The 23233-nt window shown below is 67.9% G+C and carries 23 protein-coding genes; 11 read left to right on the forward strand and 12 right to left on the reverse strand.

What is annotated here, in order from left to right:
* Window positions 1-22: 22 nt before the first annotated feature.
* The 8 genes from uxuA to KGR00_RS00435 form a co-directional block, all read right to left on the reverse strand.
* Window positions 23-1195, reverse strand: a complete 1173-nt coding sequence (gene uxuA, locus KGR00_RS00400) for a mannonate dehydratase (protein ID WP_224418126.1) — start codon at window positions 1193-1195, stop codon at window positions 23-25.
* Between the two features lie 9 nt (window positions 1196-1204).
* Window positions 1205-2662: a mannitol dehydrogenase family protein gene (locus KGR00_RS00405; RefSeq protein ID WP_224418125.1), complete on the reverse strand. Its 1458-nt coding sequence runs from the start codon at window positions 2660-2662 to the stop codon at window positions 1205-1207.
* Between the two features lie 6 nt (window positions 2663-2668).
* Window positions 2669-3949, reverse strand: a complete 1281-nt coding sequence (locus KGR00_RS00410) for a TRAP transporter large permease (RefSeq protein ID WP_224418124.1) — start codon at window positions 3947-3949, stop codon at window positions 2669-2671.
* Window positions 3949-4521, reverse strand: a complete 573-nt coding sequence (locus KGR00_RS00415; RefSeq protein WP_224418123.1) for a TRAP transporter small permease — start codon at window positions 4519-4521, stop codon at window positions 3949-3951. The genes KGR00_RS00410 and KGR00_RS00415 overlap by 1 nt, the downstream gene beginning before the upstream one ends.
* Before the next feature lie 73 nt (window positions 4522-4594).
* On the reverse strand, window positions 4595-5563 hold the full coding sequence (locus tag KGR00_RS00420; protein WP_224418122.1) for a TRAP transporter substrate-binding protein: 969 nt from the start codon (window positions 5561-5563) through the stop codon (window positions 4595-4597).
* Between the two features lie 85 nt (window positions 5564-5648).
* Complete coding sequence (locus KGR00_RS00425; RefSeq protein ID WP_224418121.1) at window positions 5649-6671, reverse strand: Zn-dependent oxidoreductase; 1023 nt, start codon at window positions 6669-6671, stop codon at window positions 5649-5651.
* Between the two features lie 33 nt (window positions 6672-6704).
* A complete protein-coding gene (manD, locus tag KGR00_RS00430; protein WP_224418120.1) occupies window positions 6705-7916 on the reverse strand; it encodes a D-mannonate dehydratase ManD in 1212 nt (403 codons plus the stop codon).
* Window positions 7913-8659 carry a GntR family transcriptional regulator gene (locus KGR00_RS00435; RefSeq protein ID WP_224418119.1) on the reverse strand — a complete coding sequence of 249 codons (747 nt, stop codon included), beginning with the start codon at window positions 8657-8659 and terminating at the stop codon, window positions 7913-7915. Before KGR00_RS00435 ends, manD begins: the two co-directional genes overlap by 4 nt.
* Window positions 8660-8908: 249 nt before the next feature.
* Here KGR00_RS00435 and KGR00_RS00440 point away from each other — a divergent pair, with 249 nt between their 5' ends.
* The 8 genes from KGR00_RS00440 (at window position 8909) to KGR00_RS00475 (ending at window position 14385) form a co-directional block, all read left to right on the forward strand.
* Complete coding sequence (locus KGR00_RS00440; protein WP_224418118.1) at window positions 8909-9781, forward strand: 5'-nucleotidase, lipoprotein e(P4) family; 873 nt, start codon at window positions 8909-8911, stop codon at window positions 9779-9781.
* A 15-nt stretch (window positions 9782-9796) separates the two neighbouring features.
* On the forward strand, window positions 9797-10471 hold the full coding sequence (radC, locus tag KGR00_RS00445) for a DNA repair protein RadC (protein ID WP_129140671.1): 675 nt from the start codon (window positions 9797-9799) through the stop codon (window positions 10469-10471).
* Window positions 10472-10818: 347 nt separating this feature from the next.
* Complete coding sequence (rpmB, locus tag KGR00_RS00450; protein ID WP_224418117.1) at window positions 10819-11055, forward strand: 50S ribosomal protein L28; 237 nt, start codon at window positions 10819-10821, stop codon at window positions 11053-11055.
* Window positions 11056-11083: 28 nt separating this feature from the next.
* On the forward strand, window positions 11084-11239 hold the full coding sequence (rpmG, locus tag KGR00_RS00455) for a 50S ribosomal protein L33 (RefSeq protein ID WP_129140669.1): 156 nt from the start codon (window positions 11084-11086) through the stop codon (window positions 11237-11239).
* 198 nt (window positions 11240-11437) lie between these two features.
* Window positions 11438-12253, forward strand: a complete 816-nt coding sequence (gene mutM, locus KGR00_RS00460; RefSeq protein ID WP_224418116.1) for a bifunctional DNA-formamidopyrimidine glycosylase/DNA-(apurinic or apyrimidinic site) lyase — start codon at window positions 11438-11440, stop codon at window positions 12251-12253.
* Between the two features lie 133 nt (window positions 12254-12386).
* Window positions 12387-13577, forward strand: coding sequence for a class I SAM-dependent rRNA methyltransferase (locus tag KGR00_RS00465; RefSeq protein ID WP_129140667.1), 1191 nt, complete (start codon window positions 12387-12389; stop codon window positions 13575-13577).
* Window positions 13578-13581: 4 nt separating this feature from the next.
* Window positions 13582-13908: a DUF2007 domain-containing protein gene (locus KGR00_RS00470; protein ID WP_224418115.1), complete on the forward strand. Its 327-nt coding sequence runs from the start codon at window positions 13582-13584 to the stop codon at window positions 13906-13908.
* 30 nt (window positions 13909-13938) lie between these two features.
* Window positions 13939-14385, forward strand: coding sequence for a thioesterase family protein (locus KGR00_RS00475; protein WP_224418114.1), 447 nt, complete (start codon window positions 13939-13941; stop codon window positions 14383-14385).
* Window positions 14386-14403: 18 nt separating this feature from the next.
* On the opposite strand, the gene KGR00_RS00480 is transcribed toward KGR00_RS00475, so the two are convergent.
* The 3 genes from KGR00_RS00480 to KGR00_RS00490 are packed head-to-tail and all read right to left on the reverse strand — an operon-like array spanning window position 14404 to window position 16501.
* The gene (locus KGR00_RS00480) at window positions 14404-15930 is read right to left on the reverse strand and encodes a sodium:solute symporter family protein (protein WP_224418113.1); all 1527 of its coding nucleotides are present in this window, start codon (window positions 15928-15930) and stop codon (window positions 14404-14406) included.
* A complete protein-coding gene (locus KGR00_RS00485) occupies window positions 15927-16184 on the reverse strand; it encodes a hypothetical protein (RefSeq protein WP_224418112.1) in 258 nt (85 codons plus the stop codon). Before KGR00_RS00485 ends, KGR00_RS00480 begins: the two co-directional genes overlap by 4 nt.
* Before the next feature lie 35 nt (window positions 16185-16219).
* Window positions 16220-16501, reverse strand: a complete 282-nt coding sequence (locus KGR00_RS00490; protein ID WP_224419825.1) for an amidase family protein — start codon at window positions 16499-16501, stop codon at window positions 16220-16222.
* A 250-nt stretch (window positions 16502-16751) separates the two neighbouring features.
* Here KGR00_RS00490 and ald point away from each other — a divergent pair, with 250 nt between their 5' ends.
* Together ald and KGR00_RS00500 are read left to right on the forward strand one after the other, a co-directional pair.
* Window positions 16752-17870 (forward strand): alanine dehydrogenase, encoded by a 1119-nt coding sequence (ald, locus tag KGR00_RS00495; protein WP_129140661.1) that lies wholly within the window; start codon window positions 16752-16754, stop codon window positions 17868-17870.
* 180 nt (window positions 17871-18050) lie between these two features.
* Entirely contained in the window at window positions 18051-19064 is a 1014-nt protein-coding gene (locus KGR00_RS00500; protein WP_129140660.1) for a tryptophan--tRNA ligase, read from the forward strand.
* A gap of 61 nt (window positions 19065-19125) precedes the next feature.
* Here KGR00_RS00500 and KGR00_RS00505 read toward each other — a convergent pair whose 3' ends face one another.
* Window positions 19126-21156 (reverse strand): S9 family peptidase, encoded by a 2031-nt coding sequence (locus KGR00_RS00505; protein ID WP_224418111.1) that lies wholly within the window; start codon window positions 21154-21156, stop codon window positions 19126-19128.
* Window positions 21157-21465: 309 nt separating this feature from the next.
* Between KGR00_RS00505 and KGR00_RS00510 the strand changes: the two genes are divergently transcribed.
* Window positions 21466-23142 (forward strand): NAD-dependent malic enzyme, encoded by a 1677-nt coding sequence (locus KGR00_RS00510; RefSeq protein ID WP_224418110.1) that lies wholly within the window; start codon window positions 21466-21468, stop codon window positions 23140-23142.
* The last annotated feature ends 91 nt before the right edge of the window (window positions 23143-23233 follow it).

Consider the following 23233-nt stretch of genomic DNA (forward strand, 5'->3'; position numbering starts at 1 on the left):
CGTGCTTTGGGTAACCGCGGCGTCAGCCCAGACGGCGTACCGCCGCCTCCACGCCGCGCAGCTCGGCGAGCCCCTTGAGCCGGCCGATCAGCGGATAACCGGGGCGGGTCTCGCGGCTCAGGTCGTCGAGCAGATGGTGGCCGTGGTCGGGGCGCAGTGGCAGCCGCGGCCCACCGTCGCGTTCGCGGCGTCGCTCCTCGTCGACCAGCGCCTTGACCACGCCGACCATGTCCACGTCGCCGTCGAGATGGGCCGCCTCGTGGAAGCTCCGGGGATCGGCCTCGCGCTGGGTGGCGCGCAGGTGCGCGAAATAGATGCGTTCGGCGAAGCGCTCGCCCATCGCCACCAGATCGATCGCCGCGCTGACGCCGTAGGAACCGGTGCAGAAGGTCAGCCCGTTGGCCGGGCTGGGCACGGCATCGAGGATCCACTGGGCGTCGTCGGGTGTCGACACCACCCGCGGCAGGCCCAGCAGCGGCCGGGGCGGGTCGTCGGGGTGGATTGCCAGGCGGATGCCGACTTCCTCGGCCACCGGCACCACGGCCCGCAGGAAGGCGCCCAGATTGGTGCGCAGGCGCTCGGCGTCGATCTCGGCGTAGCCGGCGATGACCTCGCGAAACCGCGCCAGGGTATAGTGTTCCTCGGCCCCGGGCAGCCCGGCGATGACGGTGTCGATCAGCCGCTGGCGAGCACCGTTGTCGAGGGTGTCGAGATAGCGCCGGGCGGCATCGCGCTCGGTGGCGTCGTAGTCGGCCTCGGCGCCGGGGCGTTCGAGCAGGTAGAGGTCGAAGGCGGAGAAGGCGGTCTGATCGAAGCGCAGCGCCGTGCCGCCGGTGGGCAGCGGCCAGGCGAGGTCGGTGCGTGTCCAGTCGAGCACCGGCATGAAGTTGTAGCAGACCACGTCGATGCCGCAGGCCGCGAGGTTGCGCAGCGTCTGCTGGTAGTTGGCGATGTAGGTATCCCAGGCACCGCTGGCCTGCTTGATGGCCTCGTGAACCGGCACGCTCTCGACCACCGACCAGGTCAGGCCCGCGTTCTCGATCATCTGCTTGCGTTCGGCGATCGCCTCGCGCGGCCAGGTCTCGCCGTTGGGGATCTCGTGCAGCGCGGTGACGATGCCGGTGGCCCCGGTCTGGCGGATGTCGTCGAGGGTGATCGGATCGTCGGGCCCGAACCAGCGCCAGGTGTGTTCCATGATCGTCTCCTATCGTGTCGGGGCGTCGAGGCCGGCCAGGGCCGCCTCGGCGCCGCGCTCGGTCAGCGTGCGGTAGGCGTCGAGCACCGCGCCGGAAAAGCGCGCGTCATCGGCCAGCTCGCGCGGGAAGATGGCGTCGAGAGCGAGGAAGGCCGCGACCAGCGCGGCCGGTTCACTGTGTTCGGCATGCAGTGCGGCGAAGGTCCCGGCCAGCGGGTCGTCGACCGGATGGCTTGCGCCCGCCAGGTCGCTACCGGCGGTGTAACGGATCCACGCCGCCACGCCGAGCGCCGTGCAGGTGATGTCGCCGCCGGCATCGAGCCGGGTCCGGGCGCCGGCGAGCCAGCGCTGGGGCAGCTTCTGCGAGCCGTCCATGGCGATCTGCTGCAGCCGATGGCGCAGGCTGTCGTTGGCGAAGCGCGCGAGCAGGCTCGCCGCGTAGGCGTCGAGGTCGGTGCCCGCCGGCATGGTCAGCGTCGGCGCAGCCTCGTTACCCATGTAGCGGTCGAGGAGGGCGACGAATTCGCGCCGGGCCACGGCGTCGCTGACGGTCTCGATGCCCGCCAGCGCACCCAGGTAGGCGAGCAGCGAGTGACTGCCGTTGAGCATGCGCAGTTTCATGGTCTCGAAGGGGGCGACATCGGCGACCATCTGCACGCCGTCGTGCTCCCAGTCGGGGCGGCCCTGGGGAAAATCGTCCTCGATCACCCACTGGCTGAAGGCCTCGCAGACCACTGCCGCCGGATCGTCGACACCCAAGGTTTCGAGGCGCGCGAAATCGTCGTCGGTCATCGCCGGGACGATGCGATCGACCATGCTGCAGGGAAAGGCGACGGACTCGGCGATCCACTCGGCGAGTTGGTCGTCACGCTGGCGCGCCAGCTCGATCACTGCGCGGCGGACGCGCTTGCCGTTGTCCGGCATGTTGTCGCAGCTGAGCACCGTGAAGGGCGGGGTGCCGGCGGCATGGCGTCGGGCCAGTGCCTCGACGAGCATGCCCGGCGCACTGTGCGGCGCATCGGGCTCGGCGATGTCGTGGGCGATCGTCGGGGCCTCGACGAGCAGGCGGCCGTCGGCGGGGCTCAGGTGGTAGCCCTTCTCGGTGACGGTCAGGGTGACGATGCGCACGCCCGGCTCGCTCATGCGCGTCAGCAGCGTCTCGAGGTCGTCGCCGTCGGGGCCGGCGTAGAGCGTCTCGCCGATCGCGGCGACCTCGCGCAGCGTGACGTGCTCGCGGTCGGTGTACTCGGCGACGTGGTAGCGCTGGTCGCGCTGGCGCATCAGCTTGACGAGCCGGCGGTTGGAGCGGATGTTGGCGCTGATGATGCCCCAGTCACCGCCGCCGTGGCGGGCCAGGTTGCGCTCGACGTAGACCGCCTGGTGGGCGCGATGAAAGGCGCCCAGCCCGAGGTGGACGATGCCGATGCCGGGCTCGGCGTGGTCGCTGGGGATTCGCGTCGGGGTCATGGTCGGTCAGTCTCCCATCAGCAGGTTGGGTAGCCACAGCGAGAGGGCGGGGATGTAGGACACCAGCCCCAGCACCACCAGATTGCAGATCAGGAAGGGCACGATGGCCCGCGCCACGCGCAGCATCGGCAGCTTGCCGATCCCCGAGACGATGAACAGGCACACCCCGAGCGGTGGCGTGGTCAGGCCGATCATCAGGTTGAGCACCGCCATCAGGCCGAAGTGGATGGGGTCCATACCCACCCCGGTGGCCACGCCCATCAGCGCCGGAAAGAGAATGATCAGCGCGGCGATGGTCTCCATGAAGGTACCCACCACCAGCAGGATCAGGTTGAGGATCAGGATCACCACCACCGGGTTCTCGCTGATGCCCAGGATCTGATCGGCGATCATCTGCGGGATCTGCTGGCTGGTGAGGATCCAGCCGAACAGGTTGGCCAGGCCCACCAGCAGCATCAGCGAGCCCGAGGTCAGCACGGTGTCGACGACGATCCCGCCAAGGTTGCGCCAGTTGAGCCCCTTGTAGACGAACATGCCGATCACGAAGGCGTAGAGGCTGGCGACGATCGACGCCTCGGTGGGGGTAAAGACCCCACCGATGATCCCGTAGAGGATGATGAAGGTCATCAGCAGCGCCCAGAAGGCGCTGCGCCCTTCTTCGAGCAGTTCCCCGAAGGTGGCCCGCCTCTCCTTGGGGTAGCCGCGCCGGATCGCCAGGATGTAGACGGTGATCATCATTGCCGCGCCGAGCAGCAGGCCCGGGATGGCGCCGGCGAGGAACATCTTGCCCACCGAGACCCCGGACAGCGAGCCGGCGATGATCATCGGCACGCTGGGCGGGATGATCGGACCCACCGTCGAGGAGGCGGCGGTGACCGCGGCGGCGAACGGCTTGTCGTAGCCGGCGCGGGCCATGCCGGGGATCATCACCGAGCCGATGCTCGCCGCGTCGGCCACCGCGGTGCCCGAGATGCCGCCGAAGATCATCGAGCCGCCGACGTTGGCCAACCCCAGCCCGCCGCGAATGTGGCCGACCAGGGCGTTGGAGAAGCGAACGATGTGATCGGTGATGTTGCCGACGTTCATCAGATTGCCGGCGAGCACGAAGCCGGGGATGCACAGCAGGACGAAGGAGTCGATGCCGCCATACATGCGCTGCGGGACGATGGTCAGCGAGATGTCGGCGAGCAGCAGATAAGAGAGCGAGGCGATGCCCAGGGAGAAGGCGATGGGGATGCCGATCAGCAGCAGGACGATGAATACGCAGAACAGGACGGCGACTTCCATCACGGCGTCTCCCGGGTAGGGGTCGAACCGCCGCGGGCGAGCGCCACACCGGCCTCGATCAGGCCGATCGCCGCATACAGGGCGGTCAGGCCGAACAGGGCGACGGTCGAGAAGAAGATGTAGTGCATGTGGACCCGCAGCGTCGGCGAGGTCTGGAAGGCGCCGACCTGGGCGAACGTCATGGCATAGGGAATCATCCACGCCGCGAAGACGCCGACGACCAGGCAGCACAGGGCGCGGTAGATCAGCTGGTTGCGCTGTCCCATCAGGTGCTGGAACAGTTCGACGTTGACGTGGCGGCTACGGCGCAACACCAGGCCGGACGACAGCGCCACCATGTAGATGAACAGATAGCGCGACAGCTCCTCGGTCCAGGCCGGGGCGCTGGGCAGGGCGACGCGGGCCACGATCTGCAGGATCACCACCGCGGCAATGCCCAGCAGGGCCAGCGAGGCGAGCAGGGCGAACAGCCGATCGAGGCCAGTCACCACTCGCCCGAAGACCCCGCCCAGCGGCGGGATCTCGGCGGTGTCGTGGAGCGGATCGTTCGGTGTGAAATCGGAATCGCTCATCAGGATTGTCCCTCGGCGAAGCAAAGAAAGGCCGGGCCCGTCATGCTCGGGCCCGGCGAGGGGCAGCCCCCGGTCAGAGGTTCTGGATCGCCTCGTAGAGTGTCTGCTGCTCGTCATCGAGGGAGGCCTTGACCGCCGGACGGGCCTTCTCGGCGAAGGCTTGCTGGTCGACGTCGACGAATGTCATGCCGGCGTCCTCGAGCGCCTTGCGCAGCCGCTTCTGGTCCTCGGCGAAGAGTTTTTCCTCATAGCTCTGCATCTGGTCGGCGGCATCGAGAACCACCTTCTGCAGGTCGTCGGGCATCGACTCGAGCTTCTGCTTGCCGATCACCACGTAGATCCAGCTACGCACGTGATCGGTCAGGTTCACGTAGTCCTGGACCTCGTCGAAGCTGGCGCTCTCGATCAGCGACAGCGGGTTCTCCTGGGCGTCGATGGTGCCCTGCTGCAGCGATGTGAACACCTCGCTGAAGGCCATCGGCGTGGGCTTGGCGCCGAGCGCCTGCCAGGTGTCGACGAACAGCGGCACGTTGGGCACGCGCAGGCGCAGGCCGTCGAGGTCAGCGGGTGTCTTGATCGGTCGGTTGGAGGTCAGCTCGCGCGGGCCACGCTCGAACCAGGCGATGGGTACCAGGCCGGTCTTCTCCTCGATCTGGGCCTCGATCTGCTGGCCGATGTCGCCTTCGACCGCCTTGCGCATCTGCTCGGAATCGCGGAAGGCATAGGGCACGGCCATCATCGCCGCCTTGGGGGCCCAGTTCTGCAGGCTCTCGCCGGTGATGGTCATGTCGGCGGTGCCCAACTGGATGCTGTTGATCACCTCCATCTCGGTACCCAACTGCTCGTTGGGGAAGATCTGCACGTCGATGCGGCCGTCGGATTCCTTCTCGACGACCTGCTTGAAGCGTTCGGCGGCCTTGTTCCAGATGTGTTCCTTGTTGGCCAGGTGGCCGAACTTCAGCGTGTAGTCGGCGGCGCTGGCGAAGGGGGCGGCGATCACGGCGGAACCGAGGATCGCGCCGGCGAGCAAGCGTTTGAACATGGTGTCACTCCTGACTCTGGTTTGTCGGCGTTGTTGTGCGAGTAGTGGCTCGATGGAGGGCGGTGCCGTGGCTGGGTGTCGTTCGTCAGTCGGCGAACTCGACCAGGACCTTGCGGGCACGCTCCGGGTGGTGCTCGATCAGATGGATCGCGTCACTCATCTCGGCGAAGGGCAGCCGGTGGCTGACCAGCGCCGTGGCATCGAGACGCCCGCTGGCGAGCATCTCGATGACTTCGGGGAACTTGCGGTTGTTGAGGCGCGAGCCGACGATCGTCAGCTCCTTCTTGATCACCTCGAGCTGCACCAGGTCGCTGGGCGTGGCATTGAAGCCCAGCAGGCCGATGCGTCCGGCCGGCGAAGCGATCCGCGCCAATTGCGCAAACAGTGCCGGCACGCAGGCGGCGTCGGCGACCAGCGGCACCCCTCCGCCGCCGGTGCGTTCGTCCATCACCGTCTCGAGATCCTCCCGCTGACCGTTGACCACATGGCTGGCGCCCAGCGCGCGGGCCACGTCGAGGCGCTCGTCGATGACGTCGCAGACGGTGATGTCGGTGAGCCCCTTGGCCCGGGCGACCTGCAGGATGGTCAGCCCGATCACCCCGGCACCGAGAATCAGCAGGGCATCGCCGTCATGCGGCTGCATGCGATCGAGGACGTTGCAGGCAATGGTGTAGGGCTCGACCAGCGCGGCCTGGTCGAGGCCGACGGTCTCCGGCAGGCGATGAACGTTGCCTGCCGGCACGCTGACGCGTTGCTCGAAACCGCCGTTGCGGTGTACGCCGATCACTTCCAGTCGGGTGCAGACGTTGGGGCGGCCGATGCGGCACGGGTAGCACGTGCCGCAGTTGATGACCGGATCGATACATATCCGGTCGCCCACCGCGATGCCCTCGACGCCCTCACCGACCGCCTCGACGATGCCGGCGAACTCGTGGCCGGTGATGCGGGGGAAGCGCACGAAGGCGTTGTCGCCGTGGATGATGTGCATGTCCGAGCCGCAGATGCCGGCGAAGGCGACACCGACCAGCACCTCGCCGGCGGCGGCCTGTGGGGCCTCGACGTCGACGATGCCGAAGTCGTGGGGGGCGCGAACCTCGAAAGCTTTCATGACGGACTCCGCTCTGGATAAGGGAAAGGGGGCTCACCAGTGCCAGAGCGTGCCGTCTTCCAGACGGTTGACTGGCAGGCTGGCGCGTTCGTAGGGGTACTTGGCGGCGAGTTCCTCGTCGATGTCGACGCCGTGCCCCGGGGTTTCGCCGACCCGGAAGTGGCCGTCCTCGAAGCGGTAGTCGTGGGGGAACACCGCGTCGGTCTCGTCGGTGTGCGGCATGTGCTCCTGAATGCCGAAGTTGGGCACCCAGGTATCGAAGTGGATCGCCGCGCCCAGGCATACCGGGGAGAGATCCGTCGGCCCGTGGAAGCCGGTGCGCACGTGATACAGCGACGCCAGATCGGCGACGCGACGCATCGCGGTAATGCCGCCGCCGTGGGTGAGCGGCATGCGGATGTAGTCGATCCACTGGTTCTGGATCATCTCGCGGCAGTCGTGGATCGAGTTGAACACCTCGCCGATCGCCAGTGGGGTGGTGGTGTGCTCGCGGATCAGCCGCAGGCTCTCCTGGTTCTCGGCCGGCACGCAGTCCTCCAGCCAGAACAGGTGGTAGGGCTCGACCGCCTTGCCCAGTCGCGCCGCTTCGATCGGTGTCAGGCGGTGGTGGACGTCGTGCAGCACGTGAAGGTCGTCGCCGAAGCGCTCGCGCACCGCGGCGAACAGCCTGGGCACGTGGTTGAGGTACTTCTCGGTGCTCCAGACGTGCTCGGCGGGCAGCGCCGAGTCGGCCGGCTCGTAGCGCTCGCCGGGCTTCTTGGCGACCCCGTAGATGGTCTCGATGCCTGGCACCCCGGCCTGGACGCGTACCGCCCGGTAGCCGAGTTCGACATGACGGGCGACCTCCGCGAGACAGTCGTCGATCGTCTGGCCGGTGCAGTGGGCGTAGGTCATCACCCGCTCACGGCTCCTGCCGCCGAGCAGTTGATAGAGCGGCATGCCGGCGGCCTTGGCCTTGATGTCCCACAGCGCCATGTCGACGGCGGCGATGGCGGTCATGGTCACCGGGCCGCGCCGCCAGTAGGCGCCGCGGTAGAGGTATTGCCAGGTGTCCTCGATGCGACTGGCGTCGCGGCCGATCAGCGCCGGCACGACGTGCTCGTCGAGGTAGGCGGCCACCGCCATCTCGCGGCCGTTCAGGGTGGCATCGCCGATGCCGTAGGTGCCGGACTCGGTGACGATCTTGAGCGTCACGAAGTTGCGCCCGGGGCAGGTGACGATGGTGTAGGCATCGCGAATCTTCATGCACTGGCTCCAGAGGGCAGCGGGGTTCGGCGGCCACCGGAGACGGCGGCCTCGAAGAGGTCGGGAAAGCGCTCGACCAGTGTCGGTAGCGAACTGAGGATCTCGCGCAGGTGTTCCGTCACGGCACGTTCGGCGGCGTCGGCGTCACGCGCGACGATGGCGTCGAGGATGCGGGTGTGCTGATCGATCAGCTTGGTGATGGGGGTGGCGTCCGGCACGCTCAGGTAGCGCACCCGGTCGAGTTGCGCCTTGACCTCCTGAGTTACCCGCCAGGCGGCATCGTGGCCGGTGCCCAGCGCCAGGGTGCGGTGGAAGGCCTCGTCGAGCCGGTAGAAGCGGTCGTGATCCTGGGGCTCGACGCAGCGCTGCTGACGCGCGATGAGCTCGTGCAGTTCGTCGTGGACTGCCGAATCGAGTCCCTGGTCGGCGGCGTCGCGGGCCACGGCGATCTCGATGGCCTCGCGCACGAAGCGGGCCTCCATGACGGCCGCCTGCGAGATGGGCACGACGTAGGTGCCGCGCTGCGGGCGCACCTCCACAAGTCCGGCCTCCGAGAGCCGGATGAAGGCCTCGCGAACCGGCTGGCGGCTGACCGCGAAGGTCTCGGCGATCTCCTTCTCCGACAGCGCCTGACCCGGGGCCAGCGTCATGCGGATGATCGACTGGCGCAGGACCGCATGGAGGCGCTGGCGAACGTTGCCCTCGGGCTGTTCCTCCCAGAGTGCGATCAGCGATGGCGTCATGTTAATCCCCTGCCTCGATTCGTTGTATGACTAGTATGGTAGTCGGGTCAGAACAGCTTGCGATACAACTTTGGTCGAGCGACGGGCTGCCGGGGTGACCGGGCGGGCGTGTATTCAGGTTCGCTGATAGACTGAGCTAAGAGCTAAGAGCTAAGAGCTAAGAGCTAAGAGCTAAGAGCTAAGAGCTAAGAGCTAAGAGCTAAGAGCTAAGAGCCGCCGTGATCGCCAATGCCAACCAAGGGGCTGTCCATGTCATTGCCACTGCTTCGCCCGTCGCGTCACCTGTCCCGCTCCCGGCAACTGGCCGGCCTGGCCCTGACGGGCCTGCTGCTGACCGGTTGCGCCAGCCAGTCGGCCACACCGACGTCGAACCCGGCCTACTCCCAGCGCGATCTCAATGAGCGACTGGTGATGGCCACCGCCTGGATGCAGAGCGCCGCGGAATATCGGGCGCTCAGCTATCAGGCCTTCAACGTCGCCCGCGACCGGCTCGATGCGATCCTCGACGAGGACGACGGCAATCGCCCGCTGGCGGTGGTGGTGGACTGCGACGAGACGGTGATCGACAACAGTGCCTTCGAGGCCTACCTGGTGGGACGCGATGCCGCCTACGACAGCGAACGCTGGCATCGCTGGATGGAAGACCGCCAGGCCAGGGCGATGCCCGGCGCGCTCGACTTCCTGACCTATGCCGACGAGCAGGGCGTCGATATCTACTACATCACCAACCGCGACGCCGACGCCCTCGAGGCGACCCGCGACAACCTCGAGGCGCTGGGCTTTCCCCAGGCGGACGACGATCACCTGATGCTGCGCACCGACACCTCCGACAAGCAGCCGCGCCGTGACGCGGTCCTCGCCGATCATCGCGTGGCGCTCTACATGGGCGACAACCTGTCCGATTTCGAAAGCCAGTTCGACAGCGACGACCCCGCCGAGCGCCGCGCCCTGGCCACGGCGCGCCAGGCCCGCTTCGGACGGCACTTCATCCTGCTGCCCAACCCCGCCTACGGCGCCTGGGAAGGCGCGATCTACGGCGGCGACTGGGGCCTGTCTCCCGCGCAGAAGGACAAGGCGCGCAAGGCGGCGCTCGAGCCCTGGCAGCCCACCGGGACGCCCTGACGCGGCGCGGCCGGGATGGGGATTCGCGACTGGCCCGAGGGCGAGCGCCCCCGCGAGAAGCTGCTGGGGCTGGGGCCGCAGGCGCTCAGCGACGCCGAGCTGCTGGCGATCTTCCTGCGTGTCGGCGTCAAGGGGCGTTCGGCCGTGGATCTGGCACGTGATCTGCTGGGCGCCTTCGGCGGCCTGCGGCCGCTGCTCGAGGCCGACCGCGAGCGCTTCTGTGCCGAGCACGGCCTGGGCGAGGCCAAGTACGTCCAGTTGCAGGCGGTGCTCGAGCTCTCGCGGCGCCATCTCGCCAGTCAGCTCGAGCGCGGCGGCGCCTTGACCTCGCCGTCGCTGGTGCGGGCCTATCTCGCCTCGCAGTTGCGTCATCTCGGCCACGAGGAGTTCGCCGCGCTGTTTCTGGATACCCAGCACCGGGTGATTCGCTTCGAGTCGCTGTTCCGCGGTACGCTGGACGGCGCCTCGGTCTACCCGCGCGAGGTCGCCCGGCGCGCCCTGGAACTGGGGGCCGGCGCGATCATCTTCGCGCACAACCATCCGTCCGGCGTGGCCGAGCCCAGCGACGCCGACCGCCGCATCACCGAGCGACTCAAGGAGGCGCTGGCGCTGTTCGAGATCCGCGTGCTCGACCATTTCGTGGTCGGCGATGGCGAGGTGGTGTCGTTCGCCGAACGGGGCTGGTTGTAGGCCCGAAAAGTGGCTGCGCTCGGTCATGCGGCGTTAAAAATCAGCTCAAAATGCTCATTTACAGCTCGTAAACTCCGCTTTTTCGCTGATTTTTGCCTTGCCTGACCTTCGCTCGCCGACTTTTCGAGAGGCTCTGGTCACGTAGGGTGGCCTATCCGGCTCTTGGCGCGTGATTTGCCGTGGCGCCTCCTGCGAATGTAGCTTGCCGCAACGGACGGCTTCTGGTATAAAGTACGCCCTTTGACTTCCTTGGGTTAATTAAGGGGCGGAAGGCGGTTACCTGCCATTCTCTCTTCCCGGTTTGCCCGACAGGTTTTGAACAACTCGCCCAGCGGTTGGAGGCTCTCATGTCCAAAGTATGTCAGGTTACCGGCAAGCGTCCGGTGACTGGTAACAACGTATCCCACTCCCAGCGCAAGACGCGCCGTCGTTTCGTGCCCAATCTGCACACCCACCGTTTCTGGATGGAGTCCGAGAAGCGCTTCGTCAAGCTGCGCGTCTCCTCCAAGGGTATGCGGATCATCGACAAGAAGGGCATCGAAGAGGTGCTGTCAGACATTCGCAAGCGCGGTGAGCGCATCTAAGGCGTTCTTACATTAGGGAGTAGCGATCATGCGTGACAAGATCAAGTTGGTGTCCAGCGCCGGTACCGGCCACTTCTACACCACCAACAAGAACAAGCGGAACACCCCGGACAAGCTCGAATTCAAGAAGTACGATCCGGTGGTCCGCAAGCACGTGATGTACAAGGAAGCCAAGATCAAGTAACGATGCGTCGATAAATGAGACGGTACCCGCCGATCGCCCCTGGGCGTGGCGTGGCCCGTCGATTTATCGATGGCTTCGGGGCTTGATGCTTCCACCGCAGGCGTGTCGCCTGCCGAGAAAGACCCGGCCTGGCCGGGTTTTTTCGTCTCTGCTCGTCCCGTGTGATTCGCTCTCTCCTCGCTCGTGTCGGAGTCCTGCATGCCCGAGTTGCCCGAAGTCGAGACCACCCGCCGCGGCGTCGCCCCCTACCTCGAGGGCGGCGAGATCCGTGAGGTGATCGTCCGCGAGCGGCGCCTGCGCACGCCGGTGCCGGTGGATTTCGAGGAGCACCTGATCGGGCGGCGGATCGGCGAGCTGCGCCGTCGCGCCAAGTACCTGATCGTGCCCACCGGCGAGCGCACGCTGCTCTGGCATCTGGGCATGTCGGGCAGCCTGCGCATCGCCCGGGTCGGCGACCCGCCGAAGAAACACGACCACGTCGACCTGGTGGTCGATGACGGCGCCATCCTGCGCTATCACGATCCGCGCCGCTTCGGCTTCGTCGACTGGCTGGCCGGCGACGTCGCCAGCGATCCGCGCCTGGCCAGGCTGGGGCCGGAGCCGTTGTCGCCGGATTTCGACGGCGAGCGGCTGTACCGGCTGTCGCGGGGCCGGCGTCTGGCGGTCAAGCCGTTTCTGATGGACAACGCCGTGGTGGTCGGGGTGGGCAACATCTACGCCGCCGAGGCGCTGTTCCTGGCCGGCATCGACCCGCGTCGCGCCGCCGGGCGCATCGGCCGCGAGCGCTACGACCGGCTGGCCGAGGCGGTCCGCGAGGTGCTCGCCGCGGCGATCAGTCAGGGCGGCACCACGCTGCGCGATTTCGTCAGCGGTGTCGGCGAGCCGGGCTATTTCTCCCAGCGACTCAACGTCTACGGCCGGGCCGGCGAGCCTTGCCGGCGCTGCGGCGGCGAGCTGCGCCAGATCACTCTGGGGCAGCGGGCGAGCGTGTTCTGCCCACGCTGCCAGACCTGAAAGCACCCGGGCGGGGAGCGCCCTTTTCGTGAACGATTGCCGGGCAGCGTGGCCCATGTGCCTCGGGCTTGTCCCCGCAGCGCGCGTGCGCGTTAAAATGCCTTCATTAGTGATGACCTGAACCGGAGTTCCCGTGACCGAACGCCTGCGCCTGAAGAAGAACGCCGATCGCCGCCTCAAGGCCGGTCATCTGTGGCTCTATTCCAACGAGATCGACACCCAGGCGACGCCCCTCAAGGGCGTCGAGCCGGGCAGCCAGGCCATCATCGAGGCGGCCAGCGGCAAGCCCATGGGCATCGCCTACGTCAATCCGCACTCGCTGATCTGTGCGCGTATCGTCTCGCGCGACGTCAACGTGCGCCTCGACCGCTCGCTGCTGGTGCATCGCTTCAACCAGGCGCTGGCGCTGCGCGAGCGGCTGTTCGACAAGCCCTACTATCGGCTGGTGCATGGCGAGGGCGACCTGCTGCCCGGCCTGGTCGTCGACCGCTACGACGACGTGCTGGTGGCCCAGCTCAATACGCTGGGCATGGAGCGGATCGGCGACGAGGTGATCGCCGCTCTCGACAAGGTGTTCTCGCCCCGGGCCATCGTCTTCAAGAACGATACCTCGGGACGCCGTCTGGAGCAGCTCGACGCCCAGGTCGAGGTCGTCCACGGCGAGCTGCCCGAGACGGTGCTGCTCGAGGAAAACGGGGTGCGCTTCGAGGCGCCGGTGCTGGCCGGGCAGAAGACCGGCTGGTTCTTCGATCACCGCGCCAACCGTGCCTGGCTCAACGCCCTGGTGCCCGGCAAGCGAGTCCTCGATCTGTTCAGCTACGTCGGCGGCTGGGGCGTCCAGGCGGCGGCCCACGGGGCCAGCGAGGTGCTCTGCGTGGACCGTTCCGCCGAGGCGCTGGAACGGGTCGCCGCGAACGCCGAGCTCAATGACGTCGCCGAGCGGGTGGCGGTCGGCGAGGCCGATGCCTTCGAGGCGATGGCGGCACTCAAGGCCGACGGCGAGCAGTTCGACGTGGTGATCCTCGATCCGCCGGCGTTCATCAAGCGGCGCAAGGACATCCCCAACGGCGAGCGCGCCTACGCCCGGCTCAATCGCGAGGCGATGCGCCTGCTGGGGCGCGATGGGCTGCTGCTCTCCGCTTCCTGCTCCATGCACATGACCACCGAGCGGCTGATCGATTGCGTGCGCGGCGCCGTGCGTCACCAGGACCGCCACGGCCAGTTGATCTATCAGGGTGGCCAGGGGCCCGATCACCCGGTTCATCCGTCGATCCCCGAGACCGCCTATCTCAAGGCGCTGGGCCTGCGGGTATTCCGCGACTGACGGCATGACGACCGGGGCTTGCGTGCGGGTCTTCGCCGATACCAATGCGCTGCGGGTCAGCCACGTCTACAACGTGCTCGTCGGCGCGGGGATCGACTGCGAGCTGCGCAACATGATCCTCGGTGGCGCCGCCGGCGAGCTGCCGCCCGGCGAGTGCGAACCCGCCGTCTGGGTCGCCGCCGCCGATCATGCCCGGGCCCGGGCACTGGTCGACGAGGCCCTCGACGGCCCGCCCCGGCCGCGCCAGGCCTGGGCCTGTCCGGCGTGTGGCGAGGCCCTGGACGGGGTCTTCGACACCTGCTGGCGCTGCGGCACGCCGCACCCCGATTGATCCTTCAGGAGTCACGAGCAGGAGCCGAGCATGAACTGGGATCTGCCGACGCCGTTCGTCATCGAGCATGTCGTCGACGAGTCGGCCATCGATCATTACGGCCACGTCAACAACGCCGAGTATCTGCGCTGGATCGAGCAGGCCAGCTGGACGCATTCCCGGCGACTCGGGCTGACGCTCGACGACTATCGAACCCTCGACCGCGGCATGGTGGTGCACCGCCACGAGCTGGATTACCTGGCGCCGGCGCACGTCGGCGAGCGGTTGCGGCTCGCCACCTGGATCGTCGACTGCGACCGGCGTTTGACCCTCACCCGCCGCTTCCAGCTGATCCGCGTGACCGACGGGGTCACGCTGCTGCGTGCCCGCACGCGCTTCGCCTGTGTCGAGCTTTCCAGTGGCCGGGCGCGGCGCATGCCGCCGAGTTTCGTGGCGGCCTACGGCGACGCCTGCCTGGCCGCCGAGGCGCCGGACTGATACCCGGCCGGACGGGGCTCAGCCATCCAGCTCCGCTAGCGGATTGGCACGGGCCCCGTGGCCGGCCTCGCGCCCGGCGGGCAGGCGGCCGGGGGCGACGATCGGCAGAAAGCGGGCCAGGGTCGCCCGGCTGGCGGGGCGGGTGAGCAGCGAGACCACCACGAACAGAGGGAGGTCGATCATCAGCCCCCAGGCCCCGGCGTGAATGCCCAGTGGATTCGGCCACACCACGGTGAACAGCGTGGTCACCAGGAAGCCGGCGGCCAGCCCGCAGAGCACGCCGCTGCGGGTGGCGCGAGGCCACAGGAAGATACCGATGAAGGCCGGCAGCATCTGCGCGGCGAAACCCAGCCCGACCAGCAGGATCATGATCAGGTTGCCGGGCTCGCGCATGGCCAGCGGCCCCACGATCAGCAGCATGATCGGGAAGATCAGGTAGCGGGCGAGCTGGGCGGTGCGCTGCTCGGAGAGCCCCAGCAGGGGGCGGATCACGTCGCGGGTCCAGGTCAGCGCGGTGCCGTGGATGTAAGGCTCGCAGGAGGACATCGCCGCCGCCAGCGTGCCGGCGCCGAGCAGCCCGACCAGCACCGGCGGCATCTGCTGGAAGGCGAGCTGCAGCGCCACGGTGTCGGGACGCGCCAGGTTCGGCAGGGTGAAGATACCGATGAAGCCGACCACCACCATCGGCAGGATCACCAGATAGTAGGTCGGCAGCCAGGTGGCGCTGCGGCGAATGCTGCGGGCCGAGTCGGCGCTCATCCACTGCAGCCAGACCGGTTGCTGGAAGGAGAACATCGAGACGATGATCGACGATGTCCAGAAGGCGAAGCTCATGTCGCCGAGGCCGCCCGGCAGGGTCAGGAAGTCGGGATGGCTGGCCTGGACGCGCTCGAAGACGCCGCCGAACCACCATTGTCCGGTCAGGTCGTGGGTCGCCCACAGCCCGATCGCCCAGGCAACCACCAGCATCAGCCCGCCCTGGAAGGCATTGGTGACCCCGATGGCGCGCTGACCGCTGATGAACAGATAGCTCGCGATCGCGCCCAGCACCAGCCAGACGTCGAGGGCGAACGGCAGGCGGCCCGCGCTCATGACATCGAGGATGTAGGCAGCGCCGATGGTCTGCAGGATGGCGTAGGCCAGCGCGCCGATCGACATCACCAGCGCGGTGAGCGCGCCGAGCAGGGGGCTCTCGAAGCGCTCGGCGACGGCCTGGGCCTGGGTCACGTGGCCCAGCCGGGCGCCGAAGGCCCATACCCGGGGCCCGCAGTACCAGGCGATCAGCGCCAGATAGCTCAGGTAGATCACCACGTAGAAGACCGGCACGCCCTTGCTCCACGCCCAGCCCGGCGCGCCCATGAAGGTATAGGCGCTGATGCTGCCGGCGCCCATCAGCAGGTACATGACCAGCGGGCCCATGCTGCGCCCGGCCACCCCCCATTGCTCGAGGGAGTCCATGCGCTGGCCCGCGCGGGCGCGAACCCCCAGCACCACGGCGATCGCCACGTAAGCCAGGGTCATCGACAGCGGCAGCACGCTGTTCATCGCTCGGCCTCCTCGGTGTCGTGAGCCCGGACGATCGACTCGGGTAGCGGCGACAGGCGGTTGCCGATCAGCATCACCGCGCTGGAGGCGAGCACGAGCAGGCAGGCCCAGGCCGCCACGGCGGGGATGCCGAGCACCAGTCGGGCCTGGTTGGCGATCGGTACCACCGGCCACAGTCCGCCGGCGATGACGACCAGGAACAGCGTCAGCGTCAGGCGGCCGCGGGCCGTCGTGGGGAGGATGGGGCGATGCATGTCGATCGGCTCCTGTGTCGGTGGGGATGGCGGTATCACTGGCCCGGGGGGCGTGGCCAGCGGTCGATCGGCCCGCGCCAGCGTTCGAAGGCGTGTGCCAGTTGCAGCACCCGGCGGTCCTCGAAGCGCGGGCCGATCAACTGGATCGCCAGTGGCAGGCCATCGTGACTGAAGCCGCCATTGATCGACAGTGCCGGCTGCTCCCCCATGTTCCAGGGCAGGGTGAAGCCGAGGTGCTCGAAGGGGTATTCGGGGTCGTTGGACGGGTGGCCGTACTCCGCCGGAAAGCTGTAGAGCGGCGCGGTCGGCGAGACAATGGCGTCGGCGCATCATAGCCGGGGCCTGGGTGGCGATGAAGGCCCCGGGGGTCGAGCGGTTGGCGAAGGACGGCATCGTCACGGGTGGTTCGATTTCCTGTTCGGTTGGGTTTTTCGGTATTTCTTTTTGTTTGAAAAGCGCATGACAGAGACTTTTGGTCTTTTTATCTCCTTGGTTCACGTCTTTATTGTTGCCGTGCTGTAATCCGCTGGATCCTTCAACGACAATCAACGATCGAGGACAGAGACCATGCGCATCGGCGTTCCCAAGGAGATCAAGAACCACGAGTATCGTGTCGCGTTGACCCCGACCGGCGTTCGCGAGCTGGTCGAGCGTGGCCATCGGGTCACGGTCCAGACCGGCGCCGGCGAGGGCTCGGGCTTTCCCGACAGCGCCTACGAGACGGTCGGCGCGACACTGGAATCCGACGTCGATGCTCTGTGGGAGGCGGCCGAGCTGATCGTCAAGGTCAAGGAGCCGCAGAGCGAGGAGGTCGCGCGCCTCAAGCCGGGCCATACGCTGTTCACCTATCTGCACCTGGCCGCCGAGGAGACCCTGACCAAGGGGCTGCTGGACGCCGGGGCGACCTGCATCGCTTACGAGACCATCACCGACGCCCAGGGCGGCCTGCCGCTGCTGGCGCCGATGAGCCGGGTCGCCGGGCGCATGGCGGTGCAGGCCGGGGCCCACAGCCTGGAGAAGGCGCAGGGCGGTTCCGGGGTGCTGCTGCCGGGGGTGCCGGGCGTGGCGCCCGCCAAGGTCACGGTGATCGGCGGTGGCGTGGTCGGCGAGAACGCCGCGCGCATGGCGCTGGGCCTGGGGGCCGAGGTCACCGTGCTCGACAAGTCGCTGACGCGGCTCGAGGCGCTCGATCATCGCTATCAGGGGCGGCTGCACACCGTCTACTCCACCGCCGATGCGCTCGAGGCGGCGATCCGCGAGTCGGACCTGATCATCGGCGCGGTGCTGGTGCCGGGTGCCGCGGCGCCCAAGCTGATCACCCGCAAGCAGCTCGCCGACATGCAGCCCGGCAGCGTGCTGGTCGATGTCGCCATCGACCAGGGTGGCTGTTTCGAGACCAGCAAGGCGACCACCCACGCCGAGCCCACCTACGTGGTCGATGGCGTGGTGCACTACTGCGTGGCCAACATGCCCGGCGCGGTGGCACGCACCTCGACCCAGGCGCTGACCAACGCCACCATGCCATTCGTCATCGCCCTGGCCGACAAGGGCTGGAAGCAGGCGCTGGCCGACGACCCGCACTTCCTGCCCGGGCTCAACGTCCACGACGGCAAGCTGACCTATCGGGCGGTGGCCGAGGCCTTCGGCCTCGAGAGCGTCGACCCGGCCAGCCTGCTGGGCCAGTAATACGCCGGACGGCGACTGCCGCCTGGCAGGGCTGCCGCTGACGGGGCCGCGAGGGAGCCCGTCAGCGACGCCCCGCCCCGCGGGCCGCGCTCTGGCCCCGGGGCGTCAGTGGGCGAGTCGCCTTGCCCGGCGGCGGCGTTGTACACTGGGCGCATTTGCACTGAGCGATTCGCCTATCCCATGGAAAAGACCCGCGTTCTCACCGGTATCACCACCACCGGTACCCCTCATCTCGGCAACTACGTCGGCGCCATCAAGCCGGCTATCGCCGAGAGCCAGAATCCCGACGTCCAGTCCTTCTACTTCCTCGCCGACCTGCACGCGCTGATCAAGTGCCAGGATCCCAAGCGCATCCAGCAGTCGCGCCTGGAGATCGCCGCCACCTGGCTGGCGCTGGGGCTGGACACCGACAATGCGATCTTCTATCGCCAGTCGGACATCCCCGAGATCCCCGAACTGACCTGGATGCTCTCCTGCGTCTGCGCCAAGGGCCTGATGAACCGCGCGCATGCCTATAAGGCGGCGGTCGCGGAAAACGAGGAGGCCGGGGTCGCCGATCCCGACCGCGGCGTGACCATGGGGCTGTTCGGCTATCCGGTACTGATGGCCGCCGACATCCTGATGTTCAACGCCAACAAGGTCCCGGTGGGGCGCGACCAGATCCAGCACATCGAGATGGCCCGCGACATGGCCGGGCGTTTCAATCATCTCTACAAGGGCCAGTACTTCACGCTGCCCGAGGCGGCGGTGGACGAGAAGGTCGAGGTGCTCGGCGGGCTCGACGGGCGCAAGATGTCCAAGAGCTACAACAACACCATCCCGTTGTTCGTCTCCGAGAAGAAGCTGCTCAAGCTGGTGCGCAAGATCAAGACCAACTCCCTGGAGCCGGGCGAGCCCAAGGACCCCGACGACAGCACGCTGTTCCAGATCTATGCGGCCTTCGCCAGCGCCGAGGAGAGCGCGGCGATGCGTCAGCGCTACGCCGAGGGGATCGGCTGGGGTGACGCCAAGAACGAGCTGTTCGAGTACCTCAATGCCCAGTTGCGCGAGCCGCGCGAGCGCTACCAGGCCTTGATGGAGGATCCCGGCCACATCGAGGACGTGCTCAAGAAGGGGGCCGAACGGGCCCGCGCCGAAGCCGCGCCGCTGATGGACAAGCTGCGTCACGCGGCGGGGCTGGGGCGTTTCGTCTGATCGGCGCTTCCCAAGCTTTCCCCGACGCCCGGCTCTGGCCGGGCGTCGGCGTTTCCGGGGGTCAGGAGGCGCCGCGCGCCCCCAGCGCCTCGGCCAGTTCCGGGGCGAACTCGGCGCCCTGGGGCACCTCGATCGAGGAGGGGGCCAGGGCCTCGCCGATCGGCTCGGCACGGCCGCCCAGGCACCCCTGGAGGAAGGCCTCGACCACGGCGTTGAAGGCGATGGCGTTGACCGGCCGAGCGAAGCCGTGGCCCTCGTCGGGGAACAGCACGTAGGTGACCGGGATGCCGTTGGCCTCCATCGCCGCGACGACCTGGTCGCTCTCCGCCTGCTTGACCCGCGGGTCGTTGGCGCCCTGACCGATCAGCAGCGGCCGGCGGATGGCGTCGGCACGGGACAGCGGCGACCGGGCCTCGAGCCAGGCGCGGCCGGCCTCGGTCTCGGGGTCGGCCATGCGCCGGTAGAGCTGGCGTTTGCCGGCCTCCCAGTAGGCCGGCATGCTCGCCAGCAGGGTCTGCAGGTTGGAGGGGCCGACGATGTCCACGCCGCAGGCGAAGCGCTCGGGGGTGAACGTCAGCCCCACCAGCGCGGCGTAACCGCCATAGGAGCCGCCCATGATGGCGACGCGCTCGGGATCGGCGACGCCGGCGTCGACCGCCCAGTCGACGGCGTCGAGCAGGTCGTCGTGCATCGCCGCCGCCCATTCACCGTCACCGGCGCTGATGAACGCCTTGCCGAAGCCGGTCGAGCCGCGATAGTTGACCGACAGCACGGCATAGCCGCGGTTGGCCAACCAGTGGTGGAAGGTCTCGCTGCCGTAGCTGTCGCGGGCCCAGGGTCCGCCGTGGACCAGCAGCACCATGGGCAGGGGCGAGGCGGGCTTGCTGAAGCCCTCGGCATCGCTGCCGCGGGGCAGGGTGAGATAGGAGACCAGCGTCTTGCCGTCGCGGGCGGTGATCTCCAGCGGGGTCATGCCGGCGAGCTCGACGCCCTCGAGTTCCGGGCGGCCGACGTAGAGGCGGGTCAGCCGGCGTTTCTCGCGATCGTAGAGCCAGGCGGCGGGTGGCGCGGTGACCGGATCGTTGGTCACCGTCCACAGGCGATCGTCGTCGGTGCGCGAAGTGACGTCGATGTCGCCCTTGAGTTCGCGGTCGAGAAAGGCAAGATCGTCGGCGATGGCATCGTCCAGGGCGTGCCAGGCGTTGCGCAGGTAGTCCACCGCCCAGGCCTGGACCTTGCCGCTGTGCGGATCGCGCAGCAGGTCGGTGATGTCGGCCCTGGGCGAATGGGCGAGCAGCCGGATCTCGCCGCTGGCCCAGTCCTGGGCGGTCAGCGCTGCGGTGTCGCGACCCCGGCCGTCGATCCAGTAGAGGGTCTCGCCATCGCGGGTGAAGCCGACCGGGCCGGTGTTGGCGCTGTCCTCGAAGCCGATGTCGGCGAAGGGGGTGGTCTCGATGCCCTCCCGGGTGACGCGGTGATAGCTCAGACCACCGTCCTCGCGGGGCTTGATCGCCAGGCGCAGCGCCAGACGTTCGTCGGCGATGAAGCCCGCGTAGCCGTCGTTCTCCAGTATCCGCTCGAGCCCGCCGCTCGCCAGATCGAGTCGGTAGACATCGTGCCAGCGCGGGTCGCGGCGGTTGAGGCCGACCAGGATATGGCCGGTCACCTCACGGCTGATGGCGATGACCTGGACCTGGATGCCCTCGAACGGCGTCAGCAGGCGTTCCGCGCCGCCATCGACCGTCACGCCGAACAGCCGGAAGTTCTCGTCGCCGCCGGTGTCGTTGACGTAGAGCAGTTGCCGGCTGTCCGGCGACCAGAAGTAGCGCAGGATGGGGCGCGTGCGTTCGTCGGTGAGTGGCCGGGCCTGCGCCGGATCGTCGACGGGGGCGACCCACAGGTTGAGCACGCCCTCGCGGGGAGCGATCCACGCCAGCCACTGGCCGTCCGGGCTCAAGCGCCCCTGGATCCGCGCGGGATTGCCGAACAGCCGCTCGCGCTCGATCAGCGGCGGCGGCGTGTCGCCGCCACCGGTATCGTCGCCGTCAGCAGGGCTCATGGCCCGGGGGGCGGATGCCGTCGTCCAGTGCATGGCCTCGTACTCCTTTTCTCGGGTGTCGTTGCGCGGGCCTGATTCGCCGGCCTTGGCGCGGATGAGCGGGTGGTTGCATAGCCATCCCCCAGCCTATCACTCGTCAGGAGCCGGCGCCGTGGCCTCGTCGAGACGGGCGAAGGAAGCCGGCTCGCTGGCGGCATCGAGCGCCGGTCGGGCCTTCGGGGCGGCCCGGTCGGCTCGTGCGTGTTATCTTTACCGTCAGGCCCGGTGCTCGTCCCGTGTGAGTTTGCAACGAACGTCACCGCAGACGGGGCAGCCCTTCCTTCACCAACCTCGAGTCGAGACATGAGCGAATCCAAGCGCCCCCTCTATACGCCCTACGCCGGCCCCTCCCTGCTGGAAATGCCGCTGCTCAACAAGGGCAGCGCCTTCACCCTGAAAGAGCGTATCGATTTCAACCTGATCGGGCTGCTGCCGCAGAACGTCGAGACCATCGAGGAGCAGGCGGAGCGTGCCTACCGCCAGTATCGGCTGTGCAACACCGATCTCGACAAGCACATCTACCTGCGCGCGATCCAGGACGACAACGAGACGCTGTTCTTCCGCCTGCTCGAGGAGCACCTCGAGGAGATGCTGCCGATCATCTATACGCCGACCGTGGGCGAGGCGTGTGAAGAGTTCTCCAACATCTATCGCAACCATCGCGGGATCTTCGTCGCCTATCCCGATCGCGAGCACATGGACGATATCCTGCGCAGTGCCACCAAGGACCGGGTCAAGGTGATCGTGGTCACCGACGGCGAGCGTATCCTGGGACTCGGTGACCAGGGCATCGGCGGCATGGGCATCCCCATCGGCAAGCTGTCGCTGTATACCGCCTGCGGCGGCATCAGCCCGGCCTACACCCTGCCGATCATGCTCGACGTGGGGACCAACAACCAGCAACTGCTCGACGACCCGATGTACATGGGCTGGCGCCACGAACGCGTCACCGGCGAGGAGTACGACGACTTCATCGCGATGTTCATGGAGGCGGTCAAGCGGCGCTGGCCGAACGCCCTGGTGCAGTTCGAGGACTTCGCCCAGACCAACGCCATGCCGCTGCTCGAGCGCTATCGTGACGAGCTGTGCTGCTTCAACGACGATATCCAGGGCACTGCCGCGGTGTGCGTGGGCACGCTGCTGGCGGCCTGCAAGTCGCGCTCCGCCAGGCTCGGCGACCAGCGCGTGGCCTTCGTCGGCGCCGGCTCGGCGGGCTGTGGCATCGCCGAGCAGATCATCGTCGCCATGCAGGCCGAAGGGCTCGACGAGGCCGAGGCCCGGCGGCGGGTCTACATGGTCGACCGCAACGGCCTGCTGACCACGGACATGGAGGGGCTCTACGACTTCCAGCAGCGCCTCGCCCACGATCCCGCCGAACTCGAAGACTGGCCCGATCGGCAGTTGATGGACGTGATCAAGAATGCCCGGCCGACGATCCTGATCGGTGTCTCGGGGCAGAAGGGCCTGTTCAGCGAGGCGATCATCCGCACGCTCCACGAGAATTGCCCCAACCCCGTGGTGATGCCGCTCTCCAACCCCACCTCACGGGTCGAGGCGACGCCGCAGGACATCCTCGAATGGACCGACGGTCAGGCGCTGGTCTCCACCGGCAGCCCCTTCCCGCCGGTGACCATCGGCGATCGCGAGGTAGCCATCGCGCAGTGCAACAACGCCTACATCTTCCCGGGGGTGGGGCTGGGCGTGGTCGCCGCCAACGCCTCGCGGGTCACCGACGGCATGCTGATGGCGGCCTCCAACGCCCTGGCCGACGGGGCGCCGATCGTCCAGCAGGGCGAAGGGGCGCTGCTGCCCGCTCTCAGGGACATCCGCGAGATCAGCAAGTCGATCGCCTTCGACGTCGCCAAGCAGGCCCAGAAGGAGGGCGTGGCGCTGTCGTCTTCCGACGAGGTGTTGTGGGAGGCGATCGAGCGCAACTTCTGGTATCCGCGCTATCGCCGCTACCGTCGTCGTGCGTTCTGAGCGCTTTATCCAAAAAGCGGGTCATGCCATGACGTGAAAACGCCCTGCCAGCGAGGCAGGGCGTTTGCGTTGGGGGCGAGTGTCGGCCGGG

It is taken from the genome of Modicisalibacter sp. MOD 31.J, assembly GCF_020147985.1.
In the GTDB taxonomy this organism is placed as follows: Bacteria; Pseudomonadota; Gammaproteobacteria; order Pseudomonadales; family Halomonadaceae; genus Modicisalibacter; species Modicisalibacter coralii.

Coding starts and splice junctions, on each gene's coding strand:
- uxuA (WP_224418126.1), bottom strand. CDS start 1,195: ATGGAACACACCTGGCGCTGGTTCGGGCCCGACGATCCGATCACCCTC.
- KGR00_RS00405 (WP_224418125.1), bottom strand. CDS start 2,662: ATGACCCCGACGCGAATCCCCAGCGACCACGCCGAGCCCGGCATCGGC.
- KGR00_RS00410 (WP_224418124.1), bottom strand. CDS start 3,949: ATGGAAGTCGCCGTCCTGTTCTGCGTATTCATCGTCCTGCTGCTGATC.
- KGR00_RS00415 (WP_224418123.1), bottom strand. CDS start 4,521: ATGAGCGATTCCGATTTCACACCGAACGATCCGCTCCACGACACCGCC.
- KGR00_RS00420 (WP_224418122.1), bottom strand. CDS start 5,563: ATGTTCAAACGCTTGCTCGCCGGCGCGATCCTCGGTTCCGCCGTGATC.
- KGR00_RS00425 (WP_224418121.1), bottom strand. CDS start 6,671: ATGAAAGCTTTCGAGGTTCGCGCCCCCCACGACTTCGGCATCGTCGAC.
- manD (WP_224418120.1), bottom strand. CDS start 7,916: ATGAAGATTCGCGATGCCTACACCATCGTCACCTGCCCCGGGCGCAAC.
- KGR00_RS00435 (WP_224418119.1), bottom strand. CDS start 8,659: ATGACGCCATCGCTGATCGCACTCTGGGAGGAACAGCCCGAGGGCAAC.
- KGR00_RS00440 (WP_224418118.1), top strand. CDS start 8,909: ATGTCATTGCCACTGCTTCGCCCGTCGCGTCACCTGTCCCGCTCCCGG.
- radC (WP_129140671.1), top strand. CDS start 9,797: ATGGGGATTCGCGACTGGCCCGAGGGCGAGCGCCCCCGCGAGAAGCTG.
- rpmB (WP_224418117.1), top strand. CDS start 10,819: ATGTCCAAAGTATGTCAGGTTACCGGCAAGCGTCCGGTGACTGGTAAC.
- rpmG (WP_129140669.1), top strand. CDS start 11,084: ATGCGTGACAAGATCAAGTTGGTGTCCAGCGCCGGTACCGGCCACTTC.
- mutM (WP_224418116.1), top strand. CDS start 11,438: ATGCCCGAGTTGCCCGAAGTCGAGACCACCCGCCGCGGCGTCGCCCCC.
- KGR00_RS00470 (WP_224418115.1), top strand. CDS start 13,582: ATGACGACCGGGGCTTGCGTGCGGGTCTTCGCCGATACCAATGCGCTG.
- KGR00_RS00475 (WP_224418114.1), top strand. CDS start 13,939: ATGAACTGGGATCTGCCGACGCCGTTCGTCATCGAGCATGTCGTCGAC.
- KGR00_RS00480 (WP_224418113.1), bottom strand. CDS start 15,930: ATGAACAGCGTGCTGCCGCTGTCGATGACCCTGGCTTACGTGGCGATC.
- KGR00_RS00485 (WP_224418112.1), bottom strand. CDS start 16,184: ATGCATCGCCCCATCCTCCCCACGACGGCCCGCGGCCGCCTGACGCTG.
- ald (WP_129140661.1), top strand. CDS start 16,752: ATGCGCATCGGCGTTCCCAAGGAGATCAAGAACCACGAGTATCGTGTC.
- KGR00_RS00500 (WP_129140660.1), top strand. CDS start 18,051: ATGGAAAAGACCCGCGTTCTCACCGGTATCACCACCACCGGTACCCCT.
- KGR00_RS00505 (WP_224418111.1), bottom strand. CDS start 21,156: ATGCACTGGACGACGGCATCCGCCCCCCGGGCCATGAGCCCTGCTGAC.
- KGR00_RS00510 (WP_224418110.1), top strand. CDS start 21,466: ATGAGCGAATCCAAGCGCCCCCTCTATACGCCCTACGCCGGCCCCTCC.